Genomic DNA, 25,846 nt, shown 5'->3' with positions numbered 1-25,846 from the left:
CGAGCCGTACCCCGGAGCGGTGACCGGCCGGCACCCCCGACGCCGCCGCCCGCGCCGGCTCGCCTTCCCCCACATCCCCAAGCTGTCCCGTCCGAACGGAAAGGCACCATGCCGTCAGTCCACGTCGTAGGAAGTCTCAACGCCGACCAGCTCCTGGAGGTGACGGCGTTCCCGGGAGCCGGAGAGACCGTGCTCGGCTCCGGCATGCGGATCTCCGCCGGAGGCAAGGGCGGCAACCAGGCCGTGGCCGCCGCCCGGGCGGGCGCGCCCACCACCATGGTCGGCGCCGTCGGTGACGACGCACACGGGCGACTGGTACGGGACGAGCTGTCCGCGGCAGGGGTCGCCACCGGCCCGGTGCGCACGACTGCCGACGCACACACGGGACTCGCCGTCGTCATGCTCGAACCCGGCGGGGACAACCGCATCATCGTCACTCCCGGCGCCAACGCGAGCCTCACCGGGGCCGATGCCGAAGCCGGACTCGCCGGCGTCGGGCCCGGCGACGTCGTCCTGCTCCAGCTGGAGATCCCGCCGCACGTGGTCGACCACGCGGCGCGGACCGCACGGGCACGCGGTGCCACCGTCGTGCTCAACGCGGCACCGGCGCCCGTCGATCCGGGCTGTCTCGCACCGGGCCGGATCGACGTGCTGGTCGTCAACGAACCCGAGGCGCGGGCCGTCGCACGGTTGCTGGGCCTCCCGGAGCACGCCGCCACGCCCGAGGAGCGCGCCCCGGCCCTCGCTGCCGCGCTGGACGCCCTCGTCGTCTGCACGATGGGGGCGCGCGGGGCATACGCGGCCGAGGCGGGCGGAGCGCGGACTGTGCTGCACGTCCCCGCCGTGCCGGTCGTGCCCGTCGACACCACCGCCGCGGGAGACACCTTCACCGGCTATCTGGCGGCGGCACTCGCCGGGGGCGCCGACGACCTCGCCACCGCCCTGGCCCGGGCCTCCGCGGCGGCCGCACTCGCCGTGACCCGCCGCGGTGCGACGACCGCCATCCCCGGGCGCAGCGAAGTCCTGCGGGCATGCGCCGCCTCCCGACTCGCGCCCGGTACCGCCGGCGTCCCCGACACCCTCGACACCACATACGCCACCACCCCCAGCAGCCCCACCACCCCCAAGGACTGATCCATGCGCATAGCACTCGGCAACGACCACGCCGGCCTCGGGCTCAAGGAGCACGTCCGCGGCGTGCTGCTCCGCCTCGGGCACGAGGTCGTCGACCGCGGCGTGGACGACGACGCGCCCGTCGACTTCCCCGACATCACGTTCGCGACCTGTGACGAGGTACGCCAAGGGCGGGCCGACCGGGCGGTGCTCGTGTGCGGCACGGGTGCCGGTGCCCTGATGGCGGCGAACAAGATCGCGGGCATCAGGTGCGGCCTCGGCCACGACGTGTACTCCGCCCACCAGGCCGTCGAGCACGACGACGCCAACGCGATCGCCATCGGCGCATGGCTGGTCGGCCCGGCGACGGCGACGGAGGTCCTCGAGGCGTTCCTCGGAGCGACCTTCGACAACGACGCCGACACCGTGCGCCGCGTCGCCAAGCTCCGGGAACTGGAGCTGCGTTCGGCACGGGAGCTCACCGACCGGGACTGACCCGTCGCACGCCCGCCCAACGCCCCGCTCGCCCCGCTTCGGGCCCCGGCCTCGCTCGGACCGCCCCCTTCCGCGCCGCGGCGCACCCCCAACTCCCCACACCGGCCGGTGTTCCCGCCGGCCACCGTCCCCCGCGCACACCGCGATCAAAGGAGACCCCGGCATGAGCGCGCTCAGCAATCCCCCCGCACCAGGAGCCCCACGCGGGCGTGTCAAGACCGCCTTCGCCTCCGCGGCCGGCACCTGCGTCGAGAACTACGACTTCGTCGCCTACGGCACCGCCTCCGCCCTCTACTTCGGCGACGCGTTCTTCCCCGACTCCGACCCCGTGGTCGGCACCCTCCTCGCCTTCGTCACGCTCGGCGTCGGCTTCCTGATGCGCCCGATCGGCGGCGCGCTCGGCGGCTACCTGGGCGACCGGCACGGCCGAAAGCCCGTTCTTGTGGGCGCCCTGCTGACCATGGGCATCGCGACCGTGCTCATCGGCATGCTGCCCACGTACGCGCAGGTCGGCATCGCCGCGCCGGTCCTGCTGGTCGTCATCCGCTGTATCCAGGGTCTCGCCTTCGGCGCTGAATGGGGCGGCGCGGTGATGATGACGTACGAGCACGCCCCGCGCCGCCGCCGCGGTCTCTACGCGGCCATACCCCAGGCCGGCAATCCGCTCGGCATCGCCTTCGCCAACATCGCCTTCCTGCTCTCCGCCAATCTCGACGGAGACTGGGCCTGGCGGCTGCCGTTCCTCGCCAGCGCCCTGCTCATCGTCGTCGGCCTGGTCGTGCGGATGAAGCTCAGCGAGTCGCCCGAGTTCGAAGCGGCGAAGGCCGAGGGCGGCACGGTGCGCAACCCGCTGCTGACCGTGATCCGCGACGACTGGCGCAACATCCTGCGCATCATCGCCCTGCGCGTCGTGGAGTCCTGCGCGTACTACCTCACGGCCACGTACCTGCTCTCCTACATCACCGACCGCGACCCGGACGACCGCGGGATCGCGCTGACCGGCGTCGTCATCGCCAGCCTGCTGGCCGTGGGCACCACGGTCCTGTCCGGAGCGCTGACCGACCGGGTCGGACGCCGCCCCGTCTACCTGGTCGGCTGTCTGCTCGCCGTGGCCTTCGGCATCCCGATGTACGTCATGGCCAACACCGGCGCGGCCCTCCCGATCGTGCTGGTCTTCCTGATCGCCATCGGTGTCATCCACGCGGCGCTGACGGGCACGCAGGCGGCCTGGTTCGCCGAGCTGTTCCGGACCGGGACACGGACCTCGGGCGCCTCGCTCGGCTACCAGACCGCCGCCTCGGTGGCCGGCTTCGCCCCGTTCGCCGCCGTGCTCCTCACCGGCTCCTTCGGCTGGTGGGGACCCGCCGGGCTCTACGTGGGCGTCTCCGCGATCGGTCTCCTCGGGGTGCTGACGACCCGCGAGACCTGGGGACGGGAGCAGCGCGCCGCCGCGGCCCTGCGGGAGACCGGTGGCACGCTCGACGGAATCCCGGCCCAGGGCGGCTCGCGCCGGGACGTCTCCCCGCACAGTTCCTGACGGGTTCGGGTCCCCGGCGCCGTACTGCTCCTGACAGGCCAGGCCCACGCTCTCGTGCGGTTGCGGACCACGACGCCGCCCGGCGACACCTCGCCCGCCGGGTCGTGACACCACGTCACGGCCCGGCGGGCGGATGCGCGGCCCGCCGCGGTACGGGAGACGGCCCCCACGGGGCAGCCGGTCCCCCGCGGTCAAGGATGTGACTACTCATGCCGTTGAGTACGCTGCGGACGGAACGGAACGGGAACCGACACGGAGCGGGAGGCGGAGTCATGGCGCTGCGCCATGCGGTGCTGGCGGCCCTGCTGGACGGCGAGTCCAGCGGCTACCAGCTCGCCAAGACCTTCGACCTCGGGGTGGCGAACTTCTGGCACGCCCTGCCCCAGCAGCTCTATCTGGAGCTGACGAAACTGGAGAAGGCCGGCCTCGTCGAGGGCCGCCAGGTGATCCAGGAGTCGCGTCCGCCGAAGCGCCTGTTCACCATCACGGAAGAGGGCCTGGAAGAACTCGCGCGCTTCGCGGAGACCACCGCGAAACCGTCCTTCATCCGCGACGACCTCTTGGTCAAGGTGCAGGCCGTGGACAGTGCGCCCATGGGCCCGGTGATCGAACAACTCGACGACCGAGCTGCGATGGCCGCCGCCAAGATCGACATCTTCGAGCGCTTCCTGCGGCGGCTGCGCGGCGACCTCGACGAGGACACCTTCCTGTCCACCGCGGACCGCGTCGGGCCCTACCTGACCTGCCTGCGGGGCCTGCGCTTCGAACAGGAGACGGCCGAATGGTGCGCCCGGACAGCCGCGGCCCTCCGATCGAGGCAGACCCGGCGGGCCGAGGGCGGCCTGAGCCCACGGGAGGCATGACCGGCGTCTGCTCCGGGATCCGGGCGGGCGGCCTGAGCCCAGGGGGCATGACCGCCGTCCTGCTCCGGGAGGCCCCTGGCGGCCGGGGTCGCCGGCGGCCGGGGAAGAGCCCCGGCTCACCCGGCGCGTGCGTCAGGCCAGCTTCTTGAGGACCTCGGCGGCGACCCCTGCGGAAGAGGCCGGGTTCTGGCCCGAGACGAGATTGCGGTCGACGACGACGTTCGCCGCCCAGGGCTCGCCCTCCCGGATCTCCACGCCGGCCTCGGCCAGGCGGTCCTGAAGCAGCCACTTCGCGCGGTCGGCGAAGCCCGCCTGGGTCTCCTCGGCGTTGGTGAACGCGGCGACGCGGTAGCCGGCGAAGGCGTTCGAGCCGTCGGCGTGCGTCGCGGCGAGCAGGGCGGCCGGGCCGTGGCAGAGCACCGCGAGCGGCTTGCCGGAGTCCAGCGCGTCGACGAGGAGCCGGCCGGACACCGGGTCGACGGCGAGGTCCTCCATGGGACCGTGGCCGCCGGGGTAGAAGACGGCGGCGAACTCGGCGAGGTCGACGTCCGCCAGCTTCACCGGGCGCCGGAGCTCGGCGAGCGCCGCGAGACCGGCGGCGACCTTCGCGGCACCTTCCGCGCCGCCGTTGACCTCGGGCGCCAGGCTGCCCTCGTCCACGGGGGGCACGACGCCACCCGGGGTGGCGACGACGATCTCGTGGCCGGCGGCCCTGAACGCCTCGTGCGGCGCGACGGCCTCCTCGGCCCAGAACCCGCTGGCGTGGCGGGTGCCGTCGGCCAGGGTCCAGTGGTCGGCGCCGGTCATCACGAAAAGGATCTTCGACATGCTTGGTACTCCCAGTGAGGAGCGGGCCCTCTTCGACGGGCCCGGAGATGCGTTCGCCACCGAACGTAGACCCCCTCATCCATAGGAAGCCAATGGGGATACCGATTTCTGACATAGGAATTCCAATGCCCGCTCGAGGCGCCGCCGGCCCCGGTGACGGCCTAGGGTTCGTGGCGTGAGACACGAAGGAAACCCCGGTGGAGAGCCTGTCGGACGCGAGCCGCATCGGGGCGGCGGCCCGGGGCCGGACGCGCCGCTCGCGCCCGCCCCCCACGCCGATTTGAACCTGCTGCGGACGTTCCTCGCCGTGTACCGCTCCGGGTCCTTCACCGCCGCCGCCCCGTTGCTGGGGCTGTCGCAGCCCACCGTCACGACCCAGATGCGCGCTCTGGAACGGCAGTCGGGACGCGAGCTGTTCGTACGGCTGCCGCGAGGCGTCGCGCCGACCCCGGTGGCCGACGAACTCGCCGCCCGCATCGCCGCGCCCCTGGACGCGCTCGCCGCCGCCACCGGGGCGGGTGCGCCCGAGGGCGCACCCGCCGAGCCGGTCCACCTCGCGGGTCCGGCCGAACTGCTGTGCAGCAGGGTGCTGCCCGTCCTGGCACCGCTCGTCGCCGACGGAGTGCGGCTGCGCGTGACGATGGGCCTCACGGACGCCCTCCTGGACGAACTCCGGGCCGGCCGCCACGATCTCGTCATCGCCACCACCCGGCCGCGCGGCCGGACGCTGTCCGCCGTGCCGCTGATGGACGAGGAGTTCGTCCTCGTCGCCGCGCCCGTGTGGGCGGCACGGGTCGGGGGCGGCCTGGGCGCGGACGGGCCATCGGCACTGCATCCCGTCCCGCTGATCACCTACGCCGAGGACCTGCCCATCGCCCGGCGGTACTGGCGCCATGCCTTCGGCACCCGCCTCTCCTGCCACGCCGCCGTCACCGTCCCCGATCTCCGGGGCGTCCTCGCCGCCGTAACGGCCGGCGCCGGCTTCTCGGTGCTTCCGCGCTATCTCTGCCTCGACGAACTGGCCTCCGGTGCCCTCGTCCTGCTGCACGATCTCGACGAACCGCCCATCAACACCTGCTACTTGGTCGAACGTCCGGGCGCTCCGGACAACCCGCACGTCGCACCCGTCCGCGACCGCCTCCTCGACGCGGCCCGCGCGTGGTGAGTCCGCCGACGGAAACCGGGCGGGCCCTACGCCGCCGGCCCGGGCGGACACCGGGCTTACGCCGCCTGACCTGCGCCGCCTGACCACGCCCCCGGTGGACGCAGCCGGGTCACGAGGGACGGTCCAGGTGACCGTTCGCCGTCTGCCGCCGCGCGCGGTCGTGACTGCGGACGACGTCGGCCGTCCACGGGCACATCACCAGCCGGTCGATCATCGCGGCGTCGAACCAGCGGAACATGACGCCCTCGGTGATCGGCAGGGCTTCGGCGTCGCCGTTCCACCGTCCCAGGAACACCTGGATCAGGCCCGGGGCCACGCCGCCGGGACCGGTCCCGGGAACGACGGCGTAGCGCCGCAGACCGGGCAGGGTCAGGCCCGCCTCCTCCCGAAGTTCCCGGGCGATGGTCTCCTCCGGTGACTCCTCGCCCTCCGCCCTGCCGCCGATCAGGCTCCAGGTTCCGGGATGACAGATGCCGGGCACGTTGTCCCGCAGATGCAGCAGGTACTGGCCGGCGTCGTTCACGAGCAGTACGGCCGTACCGGTGCGGTGTGTGGCCCGTTCCGCCCCACCTGCCTCAACTCCGGCTCCGGTCCCGTCCCGGGACCCACCCTCGGCCCGATCCGCATCCCCGGCCCCGGTTCCGTCTCCGGCACCGGCTCCGGCGGCCGTGGACACCGACACCGCCCGGCCCGCCTGCGGGGCGTGCTCTGCGGGCGCCGCCGCCCCGGTGGCCGGGCGCGGGCCCGGAACCCCGGCCGCGGTGCCCGCGCCCCGCCCCGGCTCGTACTGTGCCGCCTGCGTACGGAACATGGACGCGTACCGGCCGCCGGCCGCCATCAGTTCGTCGTGCGAGCCGTGCTCCACCAGCCGTCCCCGGTGGAGCACATGGATGGTGTCCGCGTGACGCACCCCGGACATCCGGTGGGTCACCAGCACGATCGCGCGCCGCGGGCCGGCCAGTTGCCGGATGCGGTCGAACGCCGCGATCTCCGCCTCGGGGTCGAGGGCGGACGTGGGCTCGTCGACGATCAGCAGGCTGTCCGCCCCGCAGTGGTCGGTACGGAAGTGCGTACGGGCGAGACCGATCTTCTGCCATTCCCCGCCCGAGATCTCGGACGCTCCCCGGAACATCCGGGCCAGCAGCGTGTGCAGCCCGTGCGGCAGCCGTTCCACGAGCGCGCCGGCGCCCGCGAAACCCACCGCCCCGGCCAAGTCCCCATCGGACGAGCCCAGTCGGGGCCGGCCGATGCGGATGTTCATGCCCGCGGTCATCGGCCAGCGCTCGAAGTCCTGCGTGAGCAGCGCGACCCGGTCGAAGACCTGGCCGCGGTCCAGCCCGGCCACGTCGACTCCCGCCCAGCGCACAGTGCCGCGCCCGGGCAGCAGCAGCCCGGCGAGCACCTTGATCAGGGTGCTCTTCCCCGAGCCGTTCTCCCCGACGACCGCCGTGACCGAGCCCATGGGGATCGTCAGCGACACCCCCTCCAGAGCCGGTGTGTCCCGGTCGGGATAGCGGTACGTGACGTCCTCCGCGCGGATCTCGCCCACCCGGCCCGGCACGTCCGCGCCGCCTTCGGGAATGGTGTACGCGGCGGCCTCCGCCAGGAAGCGGTCGTGGTCGTTGACGTACAGGGCCTCCTCGTGGAGCTGGTTGACGTTCATGACGAGCGCGCCGAGGTTCGCCGAGCCGGAGCGGACCGCGATCACGGCGGTGCCGGCCACCGCCAGCTCCATGTGCCCGGCCACGATCAGCCAGCCCATGAACGCGTACGTCCCCACCATGGCGAGCCCGGACATGCCCGCCGCCACGAGCTCGGTGAACGCCTTGTCCGTCGCCAGCCGCTTCTGCTCCCGCTCGGCGCTCTCCGCCATGTCCCGGTAGCGGTCCAGCAGGAAGCCGCCGACCCCGTGGACCCGGACCTCCTGCGCCGCGGTCCGCGAGGTGAGCAGGCTGCCGAGCAGACGGCCCGCCCGCATGTGCTCCACCCACACCATCACCGACACGTACCGCTCCTGCGCCACCCGCATGGCGCCCCAGCCGCGCGGCGCCGCGATCAGCAGGAGCATCGGCAGCAGCGCGGGGTGAAGGACCGTCAGGACACCGCCTGCGGCGATCAGCGAGATGGTTCCGTTCACGGCGGCGACGCAGGCGCCGATCATCCGGCGGGCCGAGGCCGCGCCGTACTGGGCGACATCGATGAGCCGGCGGAACTCGGGATCCTCGATCGCCTCCAGCTCCACCGCCGCGGCTGCCGCCAGGTACTCCGTCGTCGCGAGCCGCTCCACCAGCGGCTCCAGCCGGCCCGCCCGTGACGTGGACCAGCAGGCCAGCCCCGCGTTGACCACACCGATCACGCCGACGGTGACCAGCGCCGGCAGTGCCGCGTACAGCCGGTCGACCGGCGCGCCGCCGCCCAGCAGGGCGTGCATCACCGCGTTCACCGCCAGCAGTCCCACGGCGGCGGCGATGCCCTGCCCGATCTCGCTGACCGCGACCGCGACCAGCGCCGGCCGGTCCGCGCGCCAGGCCCTGCGCAGCGTGCCGCCGACCAGTCGCGGCATCGCCCGCACGGCGGCGAGCATCGACAGCTCCAGCCGCGCCCGCTCGTGCTCCGCCCAGCCCGTGTCGTACCTCAGCGGCCCGCCGAACAGCTCCCGCTCGCTCTCGGAAACCGCGGCTCCGGCCGCCCTCACCCGTCCGAACACCTTCATGGCGCCCCCTCCCGTGAGGCCATGGATACCCCGGTTGAACGGCGCCGCGCCGGGCCGCGTATAGACGGTGGGGCCCAGGCCGCTTCCTGGGCCCCGCACACCTGGTGACACCGTGTCGGTACGAACTTGGGGCCGCGGATGAGGCACGCACGACGAAACCTTCAGCGGATCGCCCGGCTGGCGGCGGTCGGCGGGCTGGTCTGCGGCTCGCTGATGGTCTCCGACGCCATGGCCGGCGAGACGTCGGCGCCCGGGACGGCGGCGGTCCCCACCACACGCGCCGCCCAGCCCGGTGGGGGAGTGGTCGAACGGCTCGGCACGTCCCGTACCGCAGGCAGCTGGATCGGGGACGACGGCCGCCCGGTCGTCGCCGTGACCGACCCGGGTGCCGCGGCCGAGGTGCGCCGGGCCGGTGCGAACCCCAAGGTCGTGCGCCACAGCATGGACGAACTCCGCTCGGCCACCGAGAGCCTGCGCGGCTCGCCCCGGGTGACGGGAACCGCGTGGGCGGTGAACTACCGAACCAACGAGGTCGTGGTCCGCGCCGACCGCACCGTCTCGGCCGCCGACTGGTCACGGCTCACGGAACTCGCCGAGGACATCGGCGGCTTCGTCCGTATGGAACGGAACCCGGGCACCTTCTCCACCCGGCTGAACGGCGCCGCGCCGATGTTCGGCGGGAACAGCCGCTGCTCCGCCGGCTTCAACGTCACCGACGGGCAGGATTCGTTCATCCTCACGGCCGGCCACTGCGGGTCCGTGGGCACGACCTGGTTCGGCGACCGCGGACGCAACGACCGGCTCGGCAGCACGGTCGCCGGCAGTTTCCCGGGCAACGACTTCTCCCTGGTGCGGTACGACGAGGGGGCGGCGCCCGGCCCGTCCGGCGCCGGCATCGTGGCCATCGGAGAGGACAGGGGCGTACGGATCACCGGGGCCGCCGACCCCGCCGTCGGCCAGGAGGTCTTCCGCAGCGGCAGCACCACGGGACTGCGCTCGGGGCAGGTGACCGCGCTCAACGCGACCGTCAACTACCCGGAGGGCACGGTCGGAGGGCTGATCGAGACGACGGTCTGCGCCGAATCCGGGGACAGCGGCGGCCCGTTGTTCGCCCAGGGCATCGCGCTCGGCGTCACCTCGGGCGGCACCGGCGACTGCGACAGCGGCGGCACCACCTACTTCCAGCCGGTCACCAGCGCCATGGCGTCGCTCGGGGTGGCGCTCAGCGGTCAGGCTCCGGGAGCGCAGGGCGGCACGGGCGCCGAGCCCGCGGCCCCGGCCGACCCGTCGGCGCCCGCCACCGACGGCCCCGCGCCGGGTGCGGGAGCCGGGGGCGGTGCCGCGCCGCCGTGGGCCGGCACCTCCGGGCCGGGGATCGTCACCGACATCGCCGCCGAACTCGGGCCCCTCGGTGCCGTCGCCCCCGGCATCGGTGTCATCGGCGCGAGCCTGGTCCTGCTGATCGTCAGCCGCTGGATCCAGTCCGCCCAGGGCCGCAGGAACTACCGGGAGTACTACTCGCAGACCTGGGCCTGAGGCCGCGAGGCCGGGTCCCGGGCGTCAGCCCCGGTGTGACGAGCATCACCCTCGGTGGGCACTCCGTGCGTGGCGGGGCGGGATGTACGTTCCCCGCCATGACGGACGATCTTGCGTACGCGGGTGTCGCCGGACAGGCCGCGGCCGTCCGCTCCGGTGAGGTGTCGGCACGGGAGCTCACCGAACTCCTCCTCGCCCGTATCGAACGGCACGACGGCGCTCTCAACGCCTTCACCGCCGTCATGGCCGAGGAGGCGCTTGCCGAGGCCGGCCGCAGGGACGCCGCCTCCCCGGAGGAGCGGGGGCCACTGCACGGCGTGCCGGTGGCGATCAAGGAGGAGAACGACGTCGCGGGCAGGGTGACGAGCTTCGGCACCGCCGCCAACACCCGCCCCGCGCCGGCGGATTCAGAGGTCGTACGCCGGCTGCGCGCCGCGGGCGCGGTCGTCATCGGCAAGACGAACATGCCCGAGTTCGGTCTGTTCCCGTTCACCGAGTCGTCGGCGCACGGCAGTACCCGCAACCCGTGGTCCCCGGACCGCTCGCCCGGCGGCTCCAGCGGCGGATCTGCCGCCGCGGTCGCGGCCGGGCTGGTCCCGGCCGCCATCGGCGGCGACGGCGGCGGCTCCATCCGGATCCCGGCCGCCTGCTGCGGGCTGTTCGGCCTGAAGCCCACACGAGGGCGGGTGAGCACCGCGCCGCAACCGCACCTGTGGTGGGGGCTCGGGGTGCTCGGTCCGCTGACCCGCTCGGTGCTGGACTCCGCCCTCGTCCACGATGCGATCCGCGGCTCCCTTCCCGCGGACATGTTCCGCGCCGGCGAGCCGGCCGCCTCCTTCACGGCCGCCGCGAACGCCGAACCGCCCCGGCTGCGGATCGGCTGGTCCGTCCGTCCTGCCGCGCGGGGAGTGCGGCCCGCGCCGGAGGTCGTCGAGGCCGTGAGCGCGACCGCCGGCCTGCTGGCCGAACTGGGCCACCACGTCGAGGAGATCGATCCCCGCTACCCCGACCCCACCCCCGCGTTCGTGCCGCAGTTCTTCGCCGGACTGCGCACCGAGGCGTTCGCGATGGACGACTACTCCCGGCTGGAGCGCCGCACCCGCGAGACCGTCCGCCTCGGCGCATGGGTCCGGCCCGGAGTCACACGCTGGGCCATCCGCCAGGGGGAGAGGACGGCGGCAAGGGCGAACCGCGTGTTCGACCGGGTCGACGTGCTGCTCACCCCGACGATCGCCGGACTCCCGCCCACAGGCGGCCGGCTGGCGGGCACCGGCACGGTGCGAGCGTCCCTGCGGTCCATGCCGATGATCGCGTACTGCGCGCTGTGGAACGTCACCGGCAACCCCGCGGCCTCCGTCCCGGCCGGATTCACCGACGGGGGACTGCCCCTCGCCGTGCAGCTCGTGGGCCGTCGCGACGACGAGACGACCCTGCTGTCCCTGGCCGCCGAGCTGGAGAAGGCCCGTCCCTGGGCCGCTCGGAGGCCACTGCCGGCGGCCTGAGTCCCGGGGCTGTCCACGCCGGCACGCGTCCAGGACGCGTGCCGCGACCGTCGTGGCCGGACGTGTGCCGCGACCGTCGTGCCCGGACGTGTCCCGGACCGCCATGCCCGGACGTGTGCCGCGACCGTCGTGGCCGGACCGCCATGCCCGGACGTGTGCCGGGACCGCCGTGCCCGGACGGGCGGTCCGACCGCCCGGCCCGGACGCGTGCCGCCACCGTCCTGTTCCGTCGCCCCGTCAGCGCCCCGCGCCGGCGTGCTGCGCGGGGCGGCCCGGCCGCCTCGGGCCGCACCGCGCCGTTAGCCGGTCGGCGCGGTGGCCGCCTGTGCCGTCGTACGCCGATCCCGAGCGCGGACGGCGGGACCGCGGCCGTCAGGCGACGGTCTGCTCGGCCCAGATGGTCTTGCCGTCCTCCGTGTAGCGCGTGCCCCAGCGTTCGGAGCACTGCGCCACGAGCAGCAGCCCCCTGCCTCCCTCGTCGGTCGTACGGGCATGGCGCAACCGGGGCGAGGTGCTGCTGCCGTCGGACACCTCGCAGGTCAGGACGTGGTCGCGGATCAGACGCAGCCGGACCGGGGCCCTCGCGTACCGGATCGCGTTGGTGACGAGCTCACTCGCGATGAGTTCGGTGGCGAACGCCGCCTCGTCGAGCGCCCATGAGGACAGCTGGCGGGTGACCAGCGAGCGGGCGGTGGAGACGACGGCCGGATCGCTCGGCAGGTCCCAGCACGCGACGCGGCCCGGGCCCAGCGCGTGCGTACGGGCCACGAGCAGCGCCGCGTCCTCGCGCGGATGCGCGGGGACCAGCGCCTCGAGCAGCATCCGGCACGTCTCGCGCACGGAGCCCGGCGCCCGCGCGAGCGCGCCCAGGAGCCGTGCCCTGGTCGCCTCGGCGGCTTCGCCGGCACCGGCCTCGCCCACGGTCGCGCCCGCCCCGTCGGCCGCTTCCGGCTCCTCCCGCTCGGGGGCGGAGGCGCCCCTGCCGGAAGCGCGTTCGTCCGACCGGACTTCCTCGTCGGCCTGCCGGGTCGTCCCCCGGGCCGACCCGTCGTCCCCGTGACCCCGTTCGCCCCGCTGCCGGCCCGGCGGCCCCGGTTTCCCCGCCCCGGCCCCGGGCGCCCCGCCGGGACGGGCCTGCAGCAGCCCGGGGGTGTGGAGGACGAGCATCGCGTTCTCCGGCAGTTCCACCTCCGTCTTGCGGAACGGCGCTCCTGGGCGGCCGAGCGGTGCGCCCACCGGGACGTCGAGGATCCTGACCGTGCCGTCCGGGTGCGCCACGGCCGGAGCGGGATGGCCGGCGCTCGCCGCGGAGCAGCGCTGGGAGATCGGGTCGTAGACGAGGTAGAGGCAGGTGCACCCGGCCTCCTCGCCCGTGACCGGGGCTCCGGTCGCCAGGGCAGCCGGTATCGGGGGCTCCGCGCTTCCGTCGGCCCGCCGTGCGCCCAGGGCCTCTTCGGGCCCGTCGCCGCCGCCGAGCCGTCGCACCAGATCGTCCATGCGTGCGAGCAGCTCCTCCGGATCCAGGTCCAGATCCGACAGCGTGTGCACCGCCGCCCTCAGGCGTCCCATGGCGGCGGCCGTGGCCACACCGCGTCCGGGGACGCTGCCGGCCACGAGCGCGACCCGTGCTCCCGACAGCGGTACGACATCGACCCAGTCGCCTCCGGCACCGGCGTGCACGTACTCGTGGGCCACCTCCACGCCGTGGTGGTGCGGGAGTTCCCCGGGGAGCAGGCTGCGCTGCAGCGCCATCAGCGAGTTGCGCTCGCGCAGATAGCGGCGGGTGTTGTCCAGGCAGACCGCCGTACGCCCGGCGAGCTCCGTCGCGAGGGTCAGATCGTCGTCCCGGAACGGCCCCTGTGCGCCCCAGCGGTAGAACGTGGCGATGCCGAGGACCCGGTCCTGGGCGACGAGCGGTACGACCATCAGCGAGTGGATCTTGTCCTCGAGGATCCTCGGGCCGCGTACCGGGTCCCGGAGCACCCATGCGCTGTCGGCCTTCACGGAGTCGACCAGCCGCGGCCGGAGGTCGGTGAGCGCGTCGACGGACGGGGCGGCGGGCGGATACGTGCTGACCTCGCCGTCCGCGTACACGCCCGCGGGTTGGGCGGGGCTGCTCGCCAGGGACGCCGCACGGCGCAGCACGGCCCCCGAGCGCACCGGTCCCGGAAAGAGCTCCTCGCCGGCCAGGACCTCCTCCAGCACCTCCACGGCCATGCTGTCGGCGAACCGCGGCACCGCCACCTCCGCCAACTCCTGTGCCGTGCGCATGACCTCGAGGCTCGTCCCGATTCTGGCCCCGCCCTCGGCGAGCAGCTTCAGCCGCTCCTGCGCCCGGTGGCGTTCGGTGACGTCGATCGCGGCGTCGGCGACCCCGAGGACACGGCCGCCGGCGTCCTCCAGCCGGAAGGATGAGGTCGAGTACACGTGCTCGTGGTCGGGGTCCCCGGGCGGCCTGCCGCGCTTCTCCCAGCCGATGACCGGCCGGCCGGTGCGGAGCACCTGCCCCATCACCTGCTCGGCGAGGTCCGCGCTGAACTCGGGCCACGCCTCCCCCGGCCGCTTCCCGAGGGCTTCCTCGACGGCCAGGCCCTGCATGCCCTCCGCCGCCGGGTTGATGCGGATGAGTCGGAGTTCGGGGTCGACGACGAACAGACCCAGCGGGGAGCGGCTGAACAGCGCCTCCAGCAGCGCCTTGTCGAGCTCCGTCTCGGGCGCCGGCCCCGCCGTGGCGGGACCGAGCAGCACCTCCCAGCCCGCGCCGGGCCCGTCGGCCGCGCCGGGCCCGTCGGCCGCTCCGGCGCGGATGCCCATGCGGCAGGCCACCAGCCCGCCGTTCCGGTGCCGCAGGAGTACGGCACCGGCGTCGAGGTCCGATGCGGAGCCTGATTCCGCGCCTGCCCCCGTGGACGGACCGGGCGACGGGGCCGCTCCGTGAGCGGCCGTCTCCTGCGGTCCCGCCAGCAGTTCGACGGCGGCACGGCCCAGCACCCGGTCCGCCGGGTAACCGAGCAGCTGCTGGGCCGCCGAACTCCACCCGGTCACCACGCCCCGCGCGTTCACCACGACCTTGGCCCAGCCCCGCGCCCCGGTCTGCTCGCGCCCGTCACTGCGCTGGGTGACGCCGCTTGTGCCCATCGCAACCAGCCTCGCCTGAGTCGAAGCCCCGTCCGCTCCCGGTCCCTGCTCCCAGTCTCCTCCACGACGAGGAGGTCACCACTGGGGACGGCGCGGTCACTCGGTGGCTCCGAGCCGGGTGGGGGAGCCGCCGGCCTCCTCCGCAGAAGCCCCGCCGGACGGCCCGCGGAGTCGGCCCGACGCCACCGGAAGAGACGATTCCGGTGCTGTTGTCGTGGGCACGTAGGAAGGATGACCGAACCAGCCCTGCGGCAATCAGCGCCGCAGCCCCCGCCCGCCCGCTCCCGCCGCGCTCTGCTCGCGGGCTCCGTCGGCAACTTCGTCGAGTGGTACGAGTTCGGCGTCTACGGCTACTTCGCCACCGTCATCGCAGCCAACTTCTTCACGCCCGAGGGCGGCAGCGACGTCGAGGCCCTCGTCAAGACCTACGCCTCCTTCGCGCTGGCGTTCTTCTTCCGGCCGATCGGAGCGGTGCTCTTCGGCAGGCTCGGCGACCGCATCGGCAGGCGCCCCACGCTGATCGTCGTCATCGGCCTGATGACACTGGCCACCACGCTGATCGGGCTCCTGCCCACCTACGCCACCGCCGGTGCGGCGGCCCCCTGGCTCCTGACGCTGCTGCGGATTCTCCAAGGACTGTCCGCGGGCGGCGAGTTCGGCGGTGCCGTGTCCCTGCTGACGGAGTTCGCCCCGCCCGGCAGGCGCGGCCTCTACGGTTCCTGGCAGTCCTTCACCGTCGCCCTCGGTCTGCTCGGCGGCGCCGGTGCTGCCGCCGTGCTCGCCACCGTGCTCTCCGACGCGGCGCTGAACGAATGGGGCTGGCGGATCCCGTTCCTGCTGACGCTCCCGCTCGGCCTGGTCGCGCTGTGGCTGCGGCTGCGGCTGGAGGAGACGCCCAGCTTCCGCCGCGCCGAGGCGGAGGGCGCCGCAACGCCCCCGCCGTCCCGCGGGGAAGTGGCGCGCGCGATCGTGCTGGGCGCCGGGCGGATCATGGGCTGGGCGGCGGCCGGGTACACGTTCCTCGTCGTCCTCCCCTCGTACCTCCAGTCCACCCTCGGCGCGTCGTTCCGGGAGGCCCTGGTCGCCACCGTCCTCGCGAACCTCGGCTTCGCCGCCTCGATCATTCCCGCGGGGCTCCTCAGCGACCGCTTCGGCCGCCGCACCGTCATGCTCTCCGGAGCGGTCCTCGTCGTCATGCTGGCGCTGCCGCTGATCGACCTGCTGCAGGACACCGGTGCCTCGGCCGCGGCGAAGGGCGGGGCGGTCCTCGTCGCGGGAGCCGTCGTGGGGCTGATGGCCGGCCCGGGTCCGGCCATGCTGGCGGAGATGTTCCCGACCAGGGTCCGCTGCACCGGACTGGGCGTGGCCTACGCCCTGTCCAACGCGGTGTTCTCCGGCTGTGCCGGGCTCGTCATCACCGAGCTCGTCAAACGCACCGGCGACGCCGACATCCCCGCGTACTACGCGGCGGGCGCCTGCGCCGTCAGTGCCCTGGCCCTGCTGACCCTGCGCGGCGACGACCACCGGCGGCCGCTGCGATGAGGGTCGTCGGACTGATGTCGGGCACGTCGTACGACGCGATCGACGCGGCCGCCGCCGATCTCGCGGTCGAGGACGGCGCCCTGGTCCTCACCCCGCTGGGCATGGTGAGCGAGCCGTACGGCGACGAGGTGCGGGCGCTGCTCGCCGGAGCCCTGCCGCCGTCCGCCACGACCCTGGCGGACGTGTGCCGGCTGGACACGCTCATCGGGCGGGCCTTCGCCGACGTCGCCGTACGCGCCGACCGCGAACTCTGCGGCGGGGCCGCGGAACTGGTCGCCTCCCACGGGCAGACCGTCTTCCACTGGGCGGAAGACGGCCGGGTGCACGGCACGCTGCAGATCGGCGAACCGGCGTGGATCGCCGAGGCGACCGGCCGCCCCGTCGTCTCCGGCTTCCGGACCCGGGACGTCGCGGCCGGCGGCCAGGGCGCGCCCCTGGTGAGCCTCGTCGACCTGATGTGGCTGCGCGGGCGCCCGGGGGTGCCCGCCGCACTGAACATCGGCGGCATCGCCAACCTGACCGTGCTGCCGCGCGACGGACGGCCGATCGCGTTCGACACGGGCCCCGGCAACGCGCTCATCGACGCCGCCGTCCACGACCTGACGGACGGACGGCTCGCCTACGACCGCGGCGGGGCGCTCGCGGGCGCCGGCCGGGTCCACGAGCCCCTGCTCCTCAGGCTGCTCGACGAGCCGTACTACCGCAGGCCCGCGCCCAGGACCACCGGCAAGGAACTGTTCCACCGAGGCTATGTGCGGGCCGCGCTGGCGGGCTTCGGCGGGATCGCCGCCGAGGACGTGGTCGCGACCGTGACCCGGCTGACCGCGCGGACCGTCGCCGACGCGCTCCGGCCCCTGGGCGCGACCGAGCTGATCGTCTCCGGCGGAGGCACCCGCAACCCCGTGCTGACGGCGATGCTCCGGGACGAGCTGGCGGGGGTCACGCTGCGGACGTCGGACGAACTCGGCCTGCCCTCGTCCGCGAAGGAGGCCTGCGCCTTCGCCGTCCTCGGCTACCTCACGCTGCACGGCCTGACCGGCAACGAGCCGTCGTGCACCGGCGCGCGCGGGGTGCGGGTCCTCGGCTCGATCACGCCCGGAAGCGGCCCGCTCCGGCTGCCCCGGACACCCGCGGAGGCGCCGGGTTCGCTCGTGGTGCGGCCGGGGCCGGGCCGGGGTGCGCCGCCGGCGAGCGCGTTCCGGGCCGCCGGTTAGCGGCAACCGCGTGCGTGCACTGGCCCGGGCCGCCGGGGGGTGGAAAGCTGGCGGCGCACAGACTGTCGCCGCTCACCGACGGGTGGAGGCCCGACGGGTGGAGGCCCCATGACTCTCCGACGACTGGTCGTCCTCAGGCATGCGAAGTCCGCCCGCCCGCCAGGTGTGGCCGATGTCCGACGGCCCCTGGCGGAGCGCGGGCTGCGCGACGCGCCCGCCGCGGGCCGGTGGCTGCGGGACGCCGACTGCGTCCCGGACCTGGTGCTGTGCTCACCCGCCGTCCGGGCCCGCGAGACCTGGGACCTCGCGGCCCGGGAGCTCCCGACGGGTCCGCGGACGCGCCACGACCCGCGGCTCTACGGCGCGGGCCCCGCGGACCTGCTCGCCGTGGTGAGGGAAACCCCCGACGACGTGGCCACGTTGCTGCTCGTCGGCCACAACCCGGGCCTCGAGGAGTTCGTGCTGCTTCTGGCGGCGGAGGGTCTCGGCGACACCCTCCAGCGAGTCGAGGAGAAGTTCCCGACGTCGGCCATCGCGGTGCTCACCCAGCAGAAGTCGTGGCCCGAGGCCGCTCCGGGGGGCTCCCTGCTCACCGACGTCGCAGTGCCGCGCGGCACGGAGGTCTGACCGCGCACACGGACCCACCCGCCGGAACGGGCCCGGCCTGTGGCACGTACCGGGACCGTGCGGGCGCGGCGGAGAGCCGAGGCGGCTCGCCGGCGGTCGCGCGTGCGCCGCCGTGCCTACGGCCGCTCGAACGCCTGGATCACCCCGCCGACGGAGAAGCAGACGGCGCCCGTGAGCGTTCCCCAGTTGGCGATGCCGGTGTTGACCAGAGCGCCGGTGGCGGGCACGGTGAAGTCCGCCAGGGCCGCAATCATGAACAGCGCGGACCCGAGTTGGTTGACGGCGACGATCCACCAGCCGAGGTCGAGCGGCAGCACTCTCGGCGACCCGTGGCAGACCTCCATCAGGGCCAGCTGGCCGGAGACGAGGAAGAGCAGGCAGCCGATCATGTCCGGGGCCCAGATCAGCCGGTTCGCCTGCTGGGCCGTCAGCCCGTGGAGGAACGAGTTCAGCAGGTTGATGCCGAACACCAGCGTGCCGGCGAACAGCAGGAACGTGCCGACCCAGTCGATCCGCATGGGCTCGTACCGCCACCAGTGCCAGCGGCCCGAGTGCAGTGTCCCGGCCCTGCTCCCGGGGCGCGGTGCGTTGATCGCCTGGAGCAGCGAGGCATAGGCGCCGGCGGTGAAGAACAGACCTCCCACGAAGTACACGGACGCGCTCGTCGTGGCACTGGCGGACCGGAGGGCGAGCGCCGCGCCCAGCGCGAACAGGGCCCCGCCGATGACGAAGGACAGCGAGGCGACGACGTTCAGCCGGCCCAGCCGGGAGAGTGTCGCCCGGTCCGCCCGCTGCGGGACCGGCTCGGCGCGCCCGGCGGCCGTGACGCCGAGCGCGCCGCGTTTGCGCGCCTGGCGCGACTCCCACACGGCGAGACCTCCCTCGGCGAGATGCCAGGTCAGGCGTGTCGTGAACGGTCCGGCGCCTTCTGCGCGTGCCTCCGAGTGACCCACGCGGTCCAGCGTACTGATCACTTCGTCCCGATTGTCCGAGCGGGAATGCGGGCGTCCGCGTCTCCCGGGCGACGGGAACCGGTAGACGGGAACCGGTACCTGTACGGGGTGTGCGCCGACGGCGGCGCCCGTTCCAAGCGTCTCCACGCGTCTCCACGCGTCCCGTCCCCGGCTCCCCGGCGGACTGCCACGGGCCGGGCGGGACCTGTTTCCGTGCGGACCCTGCGGCTGTGCGGAGTTCGGGGGCTTCGGTCTCGTCGAGCCTGGCGGGCCGGCGACCGTTCCCCTGCCCGGAGCCGGCGCGCGAGACTTCCCAGAGGCGCACGGTGCGCCTCTGGGAGCCGGGATCGGCTGATCACGCCCGCGCCGGCAAGCCGTTCCAGGGCCAGGTCCGGGCCGGCGCGCACGGCCGCACGGTCCGCCTCGTCCAACTCGGCGACGAGGGCGCCGACTTCTTCGTAGTCCGGCCGCAGCGAGTCCGTGACGCCGTGTGAGGCCGCTCGCCCGGCCACGCGGATGCTCACCGCGCAGGCCGCGGCCACGGCCGCCGGACCGGCGCAGACGAGCCGGCGTCCCGCGACGGGGCCAGGGCTGCCGCGACCGCGACCAGGCCGGCGGGCGTGGCGAAGACGGCCTCGAAGGCGGCGTGGCGGGCCGGGGGCCTTCCGGGACGACTCGACGCCTGCGGCCCCGCCTCAGCGAGGGCGTCGCCCTCGAGTGCCGGTGAAGTTCCCGACGGGCGCCACCGGAGCAGGACCTCGATATGCGATAGATTCGAACACGTGCTCTAATTTGGCCATGGCGCGAAACCTCTTCCCACCCGACCTGCTGCGCTTGCAGACCGACTGGATCCGCACCTACGAGGCCCTGGCGCAGCGGGCGCCCACGGAAAGCACGACGGCGCTGAGGAGGAGATTGATCGAGTTGTCCTGCCGCCTGGCCGGGCACGACTTCTGGGCCGGCCCCGGCGGGACCGCGGAGCGCGCGTCCCTGCGCCGAACGGCCAGGCGTCGTCCGGCCGACCGGTGTCGCGTGACCGGTTCCGGCGTCCTGCCGGATGCGGTGCGTGACGAGAACCCGTGAGTCCGGCCGGAGGGCGGTGCCTCTCCGGCCGGACCGTCACGCGGAGCGGGACGTCGTCACCTCCGCGACTCGATCTTGATGACGATCTTCTTGTCCTTGACCTTGATGACGATCTTCGTCTTCTTCTTCCGCTCGCCGCGGTTGTCGTCGCGATCGTGGTGCTTGTGCTGGTCGAAGGCGGCGGCCTTGGCGGGTGCGGTGCCGGTCTGGGCCGCCGGAGCGGCGAACGCGCTGCCGGGGAGGAGGGCACCTCCTGCGGCCAGGGCCGTCGAGGCAGTGATCAGGGCGATGCGCTGCGTGCAGGTGGTGCGAGTCATGGGATTCTCCTCCAGGGGAAGGGGGCGAGCCGTCCGCCGCCGTTCGGCGGACCTTCGGATGGGCCAACCGCTCCGTGTGAACCCATGACTCAATTACGCCCGCCGTGCCGGTCCGCGTCATGCCGCTGACATTCGGGGCTTGACAGCGGGCGGCCGTTGCGACTCGGGGGCATCGACCGATGCCTCCGGGGCCCGGCTTCCGTCGTTGCGCATGCCGGTCGGCGACGGACGAATCTCCCCGGAGCCGACCCCGGTCCGCGACCGTCCCTCCGGCCAACTCCGAGGCACGGAAAAGCGGTCGGGCGTCGCGCGGACACGGCGCGGTGCGCCGGACCGCCCGCCCGCGCGGATCCCCCGAGCGGCCCAACCCCCGCGCTGCGCCGCGGACGAGCACCGCAGGGGCCCCTACGGTGTGCCATCGGAAAGGGCCGGTGATCCATGGTGGCGTCGGGACGGCAGAGCCCGGGGGCGACTCCGGAGGCGGCGACCGCCGCGCGGGCGGGCGACACCGCGGCGGCGCGGCTCAAGGAACGCATCTACGCCACCATCACGCTCACGGCCGTCGTGGTCGCCCTCACCGAGACGGCGCACCCGGAGCACCTGGAGTCCGCCCTCACCGTGGCAGTGACCGCGCTCGGGGTCTGGCTGGCCACTCTCGTCGCCGACGAGCAGTCGCACCGGGCGCTGACGGGGCGCGGCGCGACCCTCCAGGAGATCCGAGCGGCGCTGCACGTCTCCAGCCCGCTGCTGCTCACCGCCGCGGGTCCGCTCGTGCTGATCGGCGTCTCGGCGCTGGGAGTGCTGGAGCTGGAGTCCGCCCTGCTGCTCAGTGCGGCGCTCGAAGTCGCCACCCTGTTCGTCTGGGGCTGCCGGACCGGACTGCGGATGGGCAACGGCCCGCTGAGCGCCGTCGTCTCAGGGCTCGCCGACACCCTGATCGGGGTGAGCGTCATCGCGGTGAAACTGCTGGTGGGTCATTGAGCACGTAACGCGCTGTATGTCCTCCGACGGGGCATCAGAAGCGGTCCGGGCGGGGCGCACACCGGACATCTCGCCCGTGTCCGGCAGTGAACGCGGCACTGAGTGCCAAATCAGCGAGCAAGGTCACAGCCGTCTCCTCTGCTGCTCATCCGGAAGCCTGCCCTAGCATCCGAGCATGACGGTTCTGCCTGATGACGGGCTTACGCTCGCCGCCGAGTTCCCCGACGCCACCCATGAGCAGTGGCAGCGCCTCGTCGAGGGTGTGCTGCGCAAATCGGGCAAGGACGTGTCGGGCGCGGCGGCGGAAGAGGCGCTGGCGACAGCCCTGGACGACGGGCTCGTCGTGAGCCCCCTCTACACCGCGCGGGACGCCGCGCCCGATACCGGCCATCCCGGCTTCGCGCCGTTCGTGCGCGGCGGCCGCCCCGTGGGCGGCTGGGACGTGCGCCAGCGCCACGGACGGCCCGAGGCCGCCCGCACCAACGAGGCAGTCCTCACCGACCTCGAGAACGGCGTCACGTCCGTGTGGCTCACCACCGGCGCCGCCGGCGTGCCGGTGACGGGACTCGCCCAGGCGCTGGAGGGCGTCTACCTCGACCTCGCGCCGGTCGTCCTCGACGCCGGCCGGGAGACCGCGGCCGCCGCCGCCGAACTGCTTCGGCTGTACGAGGAGCGCGGCGTTCCGCACGAGGAGGCGCGCGGCAACCTCGGCGCCGACCCGCTGGGCCTGTCCGCCCGCACCGGGGACCCCGTGGACACCGACGCGGCCGTGGAGCTCGCCCGCAGCACCCACGACCGGTACCCGGGCCTGCGCGCTCTGACCGTCGACGCGTTGCCCTACCACGAGGCCGGGGCCTCCGCCGCCCAGGAACTGGGCGCGTCGCTCGCGACCGGCGTCGCCTACCTGCGGGCGCTCACCGCGGCCGGACTGACGGCCGGAGCCGCCTTCCGGCAGCTGGAGTTCCGCTACGCCGCGACCGCCGACCAGTTCCTCACCGTCGCCAAGCTGCGGGCAGCCCGCCGGCTCTGGGCGCGCGTCGCCGAGGTGTCCGGTGCCGCCGGTGACACGGGCGCCGCCCAGCGCCAGCACGCGGTCACCTCGCCGGTGATGATGACCCGCCGCGACCCGTACGTGAACATGCTGCGCACCACCATCGCCTGCCTCGGCGCGGGCGTCGGCGGCGCGGACGCCGTGACCGTCCTGCCCTTCGACCACGAACTGGGCCTGCCCGACGCCTTCGCCCGCCGCATCGCGCGCAACACCTCCTCGATCCTGCTGGAGGAGTCGCACCTCGGCCGGGTCGCCGACCCCGCGGGCGGATCCTGGTACGTCGAGCGGCTCACCGACGAACTCGCCCACGCCTCCTGGGCGTTCTTCCAGGAACTGGAACGCGCGGGCGGCCAGGGCGAGGCGCTGCGCTCCGGACTGGTCGGCGAGCGCATCTCCGCCACCTGGCAGGAGCGCAAGCGCCGGATCGCCAAGCGCCGTGAACCCGTCACCGGCGTCAGCGAGTTCCCGTTCCTCGCCGAGAAGCCCGTCGAGCGCGAGCCCGTGCCCGAGGCCGCCCGCCACGAGGGCGGACTGCCCCGCGTCCGCCGCGACGAGGCCTACGAGGCACTGCGTGCCCGGTCCGACGCGCACCTGGCCGCGACCGGCGCCCGCCCCCGGGTCTTCCTCGCTGCGCTCGGCCCCGCCTCCGCGCACACCGCCCGAGTCGCCTTCGCCTCGAACCTGTTCCAGGCGGGCGGCGTCGAACCGGTCCACGACCCCGTGACGGTCGACGCCGCGACGGCCGCCGACGCCTTCGCGCGCAGCGGCGCCGCGATCGCCTGCCTGTGCTCCAGCGACACCCTGTACGAGGAGCAGGCAGAGGAGGTCGCCAAGGCTCTCCGTTCGGCCGGTGCGGAGCAGATCTTCCTGGCCGGCCGGCCCGGCGAACACGCCGGTGTCGACGCCCACGTCTTCGCGGGCTGCGACGCCGTCGGCGTCCTGTCCTCCGTCCTCGACCGCATGGGAGTGGCCCCGTGACGCAGATCCCCGACTTCTCCGAGGTCGCCCTCGGCCCGGGCACCCCGCCCGCCGGGGCCACGGAGGAGCAGTGGCGCGCCGCCGTGAAGGAGTCCACCGGCAGCAGCGCCGACGACCTGGTGTGGGAGACGCCGGAGGGCATCGGCGTCAAGCCGCTCTACACCGGCCGGGACCTGGAGGGCCTGGACTTCCTCGGCACGTACCCGGGCGTGGCCCCGTATCTGCGCGGCCCGTACCCGACGATGTACGTCAACCAGCCCTGGACCATCCGCCAGTACGCGGGCTTCTCCACCGCCGAGGAGTCCAACGCCTTCTACCGGCGCAACCTCGCCGCCGGCCAGAAGGGCCTGTCCGTCGCCTTCGACCTGCCCACGCACCGGGGCTACGACAGCGACCACCCGCGTGTCACCGGCGACGTCGGCATGGCGGGCGTCGCCATCGACTCCATCTACGACATGAGGCAGCTCTTCGACGGCATCCCGCTGGACAGGATGACCGTCTCGATGACGATGAACGGCGCCGTGCTGCCCGTGCTCGCGCTCTACATCGTGGCGGCGGAGGAGCAGGGCGTACCGCCCGAGAAGCTGGCCGGGACCATCCAGAACGACATCCTCAAGGAGTTCATGGTCCGCAACACGTACATCTACCCGCCGCGCCCCTCGATGCGGATCATCTCCGACATCTTCGCGTACACCTCGCAGAAGATGCCGCGCTACAACTCCATCTCCATCTCCGGCTACCACATCCAGGAGGCCGGCGCGACGGCCGACCTGGAGCTGGCCTACACCCTCGCCGACGGTGTGGAGTACCTGCGGGCCGGACGGGACGCGGGCCTGGACGTGGACGCCTTCGCGCCGCGGCTGTCGTTCTTCTGGGCGATCGGCATGAACTTCTTCATGGAGGTCGCCAAGCTGCGCGCCGCCCGGCTCCTGTGGGCCAAGCTGGTCAAGCAGTTCGACCCGCAGAACGCCAAGTCGCTGTCGCTGCGCACCCATTCGCAGACCTCCGGCTGGTCGCTCACCGCGCAGGACGTCTTCAACAACGTCACCCGCACCTGTGTGGAGGCCATGGCCGCGACCCAGGGCCACACCCAGTCCCTGCACACCAACGCCCTCGACGAGGCACTGGCGCTGCCGACGGACTTCTCCGCCCGGATCGCCCGGAACACCCAGCTGGTGCTGCAGCAGGAGTCCGGAACCTGCCGGGTCATCGACCCCTGGGGCGGGAGCGCGTACGTCGAGAGGCTCACCCACGACCTGGCACGCCGTGCCTGGCAGCACATCCAGGAGGTCGAGGCGGCAGGCGGCATGGCGCAGGCCATCGACGCCGGCATCCCCAAGCTGCGGGTGGAGGAGGCCGCGGCGCGCACCCAGGCCCGGATCGACTCCGGCCGCCAGCCGGTCATCGGCGTCAACAAGTACCGTGTCGAGAACGACGAGGCCATCGAGGTCCTCAAGGTCGACAACTCCTCCGTGCGCGCCCAGCAGATCGCCAAGCTGCGCCGGCTCCGCGAGGAGCGTGACGAGACGGCCTGCCAGGACGCGCTGCGCGCGCTGACCGAGGCCGCCGGACGCGACTCGGGCACCGGCCTGGAAAGCAATCTGCTGGCGCTCGCCGTGAACGCCGCCCGGGCGAAGGCCACCGTCGGGGAGATCTCCGACGCCCTGGAGAAGGTGTACGGACGGCACGCGGGCCAGATCCGTACGATCTCCGGCGTGTACCGCAACGAGGCAGGGGAGTCGCCCTCCGTGGAACGCACCAGGAGCCTGGTCGACCGCTTCGAGGAGGCGGAGGGCCGTCGTCCGCGCATCCTCGTCGCCAAGATGGGCCAGGACGGCCACGACCGCGGCCAGAAGGTGATCGCCTCCGCGTTCGCCGACCTGGGCTTCGACGTGGACGTCGGCCCGCTGTTCCAGACCCCGGCCGAGGTGGCCCGGCAGGCGGTCGAGGCGGACGTGCACGTCGTCGGCGTCTCGTCGCTCGCGGCCGGCCATCTCACCCTCGTCCCGGCGCTGCGCGAGCAGCTCGCGGAGGAGGGCCGCGACGACATCATGATCGTCGTGGGCGGGGTGATCCCGCCGCAGGACGTGCCGGCCCTGCTGGAGATGGGCGCGACCGCGGTCTTCCCGCCGGGCACGGTCATCCCCGACGCCGCCCACGACCTGGTCGAGCGCCTGGCCGCGGCGCTGGGCCACGACGAGCTGTAGCCG

20 protein-coding genes are annotated in these 25,846 nt (G+C 73.9%); 15 read left to right on the top strand and 5 right to left on the bottom strand.

From position 1 onward, the window contains the following. Window positions 1–108: 108 nt before the first annotated feature. The 4 genes from BLT82_RS15115 to BLT82_RS15100 all read left to right on the top strand — a co-directional run bounded on the left by BLT82_RS15115 (window position 109) and on the right by BLT82_RS15100 (window position 4,008). A complete protein-coding gene (locus BLT82_RS15115) occupies window positions 109–1,134 on the top strand; it encodes a PfkB family carbohydrate kinase (protein WP_093654955.1) in 1,026 nt (341 codons plus the stop codon). Between the two features lie 3 nt (window positions 1,135–1,137). Further along, complete coding sequence (locus BLT82_RS15110) at window positions 1,138–1,608, top strand: RpiB/LacA/LacB family sugar-phosphate isomerase (protein WP_093654953.1); 471 nt, start codon at window positions 1,138–1,140, stop codon at window positions 1,606–1,608. A 163-nt stretch (window positions 1,609–1,771) separates the two neighbouring features. Beyond that, complete coding sequence (locus tag BLT82_RS15105; RefSeq protein ID WP_093654951.1) at window positions 1,772–3,145, top strand: MFS transporter; 1,374 nt, start codon at window positions 1,772–1,774, stop codon at window positions 3,143–3,145. A 272-nt stretch (window positions 3,146–3,417) separates the two neighbouring features. Further along, window positions 3,418–4,008, top strand: coding sequence for a PadR family transcriptional regulator (locus BLT82_RS15100; RefSeq protein WP_093654949.1), 591 nt, complete (start codon window positions 3,418–3,420; stop codon window positions 4,006–4,008). Window positions 4,009–4,140: 132 nt separating this feature from the next. Here the strand turns inward: BLT82_RS15100 and BLT82_RS15095 are convergent, their stop codons facing one another. Then, a complete protein-coding gene (locus tag BLT82_RS15095; protein WP_093654947.1) occupies window positions 4,141–4,836 on the bottom strand; it encodes a type 1 glutamine amidotransferase domain-containing protein in 696 nt (231 codons plus the stop codon). Window positions 4,837–5,116: 280 nt separating this feature from the next. Here BLT82_RS15095 and BLT82_RS15090 point away from each other — a divergent pair, with 280 nt between their 5' ends. Further along, a complete protein-coding gene (locus BLT82_RS15090; protein ID WP_244292004.1) occupies window positions 5,117–6,001 on the top strand; it encodes a LysR family transcriptional regulator in 885 nt (294 codons plus the stop codon). Window positions 6,002–6,110: 109 nt separating this feature from the next. Here the strand turns inward: BLT82_RS15090 and BLT82_RS15085 are convergent, their stop codons facing one another. Continuing rightward, window positions 6,111–8,714 (bottom strand): ATP-binding cassette domain-containing protein, encoded by a 2,604-nt coding sequence (locus tag BLT82_RS15085; RefSeq protein WP_093654943.1) that lies wholly within the window; start codon window positions 8,712–8,714, stop codon window positions 6,111–6,113. A gap of 138 nt (window positions 8,715–8,852) precedes the next feature. On the opposite strand from BLT82_RS15085, the gene BLT82_RS15080 reads away from it, so the two are divergent. Beyond that, window positions 8,853–10,250, top strand: coding sequence for a S1 family peptidase (locus BLT82_RS15080; RefSeq protein ID WP_093654941.1), 1,398 nt, complete (start codon window positions 8,853–8,855; stop codon window positions 10,248–10,250). Between the two features lie 98 nt (window positions 10,251–10,348). Continuing rightward, a complete protein-coding gene (locus BLT82_RS15075; RefSeq protein WP_093654939.1) occupies window positions 10,349–11,752 on the top strand; it encodes an amidase in 1,404 nt (467 codons plus the stop codon). 372 nt (window positions 11,753–12,124) lie between these two features. Here the strand turns inward: BLT82_RS15075 and BLT82_RS15070 are convergent, their stop codons facing one another. Next, window positions 12,125–14,890: a SpoIIE family protein phosphatase gene (locus BLT82_RS15070; protein WP_093654937.1), complete on the bottom strand. Its 2,766-nt coding sequence runs from the start codon at window positions 14,888–14,890 to the stop codon at window positions 12,125–12,127. A 231-nt stretch (window positions 14,891–15,121) separates the two neighbouring features. Here BLT82_RS15070 and BLT82_RS15065 point away from each other — a divergent pair, with 231 nt between their 5' ends. From BLT82_RS15065 to BLT82_RS15055, 3 genes are all read left to right on the top strand, one after another. Beyond that, window positions 15,122–16,432, top strand: a complete 1,311-nt coding sequence (locus BLT82_RS15065) for an MFS transporter (protein ID WP_093654935.1) — start codon at window positions 15,122–15,124, stop codon at window positions 16,430–16,432. Further along, the gene (locus BLT82_RS15060) at window positions 16,429–17,646 is read left to right on the top strand and encodes an anhydro-N-acetylmuramic acid kinase (protein WP_093654933.1); all 1,218 of its coding nucleotides are present in this window, start codon (window positions 16,429–16,431) and stop codon (window positions 17,644–17,646) included. The genes BLT82_RS15065 and BLT82_RS15060 overlap by 4 nt, the downstream gene beginning before the upstream one ends. 108 nt (window positions 17,647–17,754) lie before the next feature. Next, window positions 17,755–18,273, top strand: a complete 519-nt coding sequence (locus BLT82_RS15055; protein WP_093654931.1) for a SixA phosphatase family protein — start codon at window positions 17,755–17,757, stop codon at window positions 18,271–18,273. Between the two features lie 116 nt (window positions 18,274–18,389). Here the strand turns inward: BLT82_RS15055 and BLT82_RS15050 are convergent, their stop codons facing one another. After that, window positions 18,390–19,226 carry a hypothetical protein gene (locus tag BLT82_RS15050; protein WP_093655230.1) on the bottom strand — a complete coding sequence of 279 codons (837 nt, stop codon included), beginning with the start codon at window positions 19,224–19,226 and terminating at the stop codon, window positions 18,390–18,392. Window positions 19,227–19,552: 326 nt separating this feature from the next. Between BLT82_RS15050 and BLT82_RS37140 the strand changes: the two genes are divergently transcribed. Together BLT82_RS37140 and BLT82_RS15045 are read left to right on the top strand one after the other, a co-directional pair. Further along, entirely contained in the window at window positions 19,553–19,720 is a 168-nt protein-coding gene (locus BLT82_RS37140; RefSeq protein WP_167746016.1) for a hypothetical protein, read from the top strand. Between the two features lie 304 nt (window positions 19,721–20,024). Beyond that, complete coding sequence (locus BLT82_RS15045) at window positions 20,025–20,309, top strand: hypothetical protein (RefSeq protein WP_244291977.1); 285 nt, start codon at window positions 20,025–20,027, stop codon at window positions 20,307–20,309. 56 nt (window positions 20,310–20,365) lie between these two features. Here the strand turns inward: BLT82_RS15045 and BLT82_RS15040 are convergent, their stop codons facing one another. After that, window positions 20,366–20,626 carry a hypothetical protein gene (locus BLT82_RS15040; RefSeq protein WP_093654929.1) on the bottom strand — a complete coding sequence of 87 codons (261 nt, stop codon included), beginning with the start codon at window positions 20,624–20,626 and terminating at the stop codon, window positions 20,366–20,368. A gap of 438 nt (window positions 20,627–21,064) precedes the next feature. On the opposite strand from BLT82_RS15040, the gene BLT82_RS15035 reads away from it, so the two are divergent. The 3 genes from BLT82_RS15035 to scpA all read left to right on the top strand — a co-directional run bounded on the left by BLT82_RS15035 (window position 21,065) and on the right by scpA (window position 25,843). Continuing rightward, entirely contained in the window at window positions 21,065–21,607 is a 543-nt protein-coding gene (locus BLT82_RS15035; protein WP_244291976.1) for a hypothetical protein, read from the top strand. A gap of 175 nt (window positions 21,608–21,782) precedes the next feature. After that, window positions 21,783–23,636, top strand: a complete 1,854-nt coding sequence (locus BLT82_RS15030) for a methylmalonyl-CoA mutase family protein (protein WP_093654927.1) — start codon at window positions 21,783–21,785, stop codon at window positions 23,634–23,636. Then, window positions 23,633–25,843 carry a methylmalonyl-CoA mutase gene (gene scpA / locus BLT82_RS15025; protein WP_093654925.1) on the top strand — a complete coding sequence of 737 codons (2,211 nt, stop codon included), beginning with the start codon at window positions 23,633–23,635 and terminating at the stop codon, window positions 25,841–25,843. Before BLT82_RS15030 ends, scpA begins: the two co-directional genes overlap by 4 nt. Window positions 25,844–25,846: the final 3 nt, after the last annotated feature.

The organism is Streptomyces wuyuanensis (assembly GCF_900103455.1).
Lineage (GTDB): Bacteria > Actinomycetota > Actinomycetes > Streptomycetales > Streptomycetaceae > Streptomyces > Streptomyces wuyuanensis.
The sequence above is the reverse complement of the archived record's forward strand: the minus strand, read 5'-3'. Positions and strand labels throughout refer to the sequence as shown.

Excerpts from the sequence above, each read along its gene's own strand:
- BLT82_RS15115 (WP_093654955.1), top strand. The coding sequence starts at position 109 with ATGCCGTCAGTCCACGTCGTAGGAAGTCTCAACGCCGACCAGCTCCTG.
- BLT82_RS15110 (WP_093654953.1), top strand. The coding sequence starts at position 1,138 with ATGCGCATAGCACTCGGCAACGACCACGCCGGCCTCGGGCTCAAGGAG.
- BLT82_RS15105 (WP_093654951.1), top strand. The coding sequence starts at position 1,772 with ATGAGCGCGCTCAGCAATCCCCCCGCACCAGGAGCCCCACGCGGGCGT.
- BLT82_RS15100 (WP_093654949.1), top strand. The coding sequence starts at position 3,418 with ATGGCGCTGCGCCATGCGGTGCTGGCGGCCCTGCTGGACGGCGAGTCC.
- BLT82_RS15095 (WP_093654947.1), bottom strand. The coding sequence starts at position 4,836 with ATGTCGAAGATCCTTTTCGTGATGACCGGCGCCGACCACTGGACCCTG.
- BLT82_RS15085 (WP_093654943.1), bottom strand. The coding sequence starts at position 8,714 with ATGAAGGTGTTCGGACGGGTGAGGGCGGCCGGAGCCGCGGTTTCCGAG.
- BLT82_RS15080 (WP_093654941.1), top strand. The coding sequence starts at position 8,853 with ATGAGGCACGCACGACGAAACCTTCAGCGGATCGCCCGGCTGGCGGCG.
- BLT82_RS15075 (WP_093654939.1), top strand. The coding sequence starts at position 10,349 with ATGACGGACGATCTTGCGTACGCGGGTGTCGCCGGACAGGCCGCGGCC.
- BLT82_RS15070 (WP_093654937.1), bottom strand. The coding sequence starts at position 14,890 with ATGGGCACAAGCGGCGTCACCCAGCGCAGTGACGGGCGCGAGCAGACC.
- BLT82_RS15065 (WP_093654935.1), top strand. The coding sequence starts at position 15,122 with ATGACCGAACCAGCCCTGCGGCAATCAGCGCCGCAGCCCCCGCCCGCC.
- BLT82_RS15060 (WP_093654933.1), top strand. The coding sequence starts at position 16,429 with ATGAGGGTCGTCGGACTGATGTCGGGCACGTCGTACGACGCGATCGAC.
- BLT82_RS15055 (WP_093654931.1), top strand. The coding sequence starts at position 17,755 with ATGACTCTCCGACGACTGGTCGTCCTCAGGCATGCGAAGTCCGCCCGC.
- BLT82_RS15045 (WP_244291977.1), top strand. The coding sequence starts at position 20,025 with ATGGCGCGAAACCTCTTCCCACCCGACCTGCTGCGCTTGCAGACCGAC.
- BLT82_RS15040 (WP_093654929.1), bottom strand. The coding sequence starts at position 20,626 with ATGACTCGCACCACCTGCACGCAGCGCATCGCCCTGATCACTGCCTCG.
- BLT82_RS15035 (WP_244291976.1), top strand. The coding sequence starts at position 21,065 with ATGGTGGCGTCGGGACGGCAGAGCCCGGGGGCGACTCCGGAGGCGGCG.
- BLT82_RS15030 (WP_093654927.1), top strand. The coding sequence starts at position 21,783 with ATGACGGTTCTGCCTGATGACGGGCTTACGCTCGCCGCCGAGTTCCCC.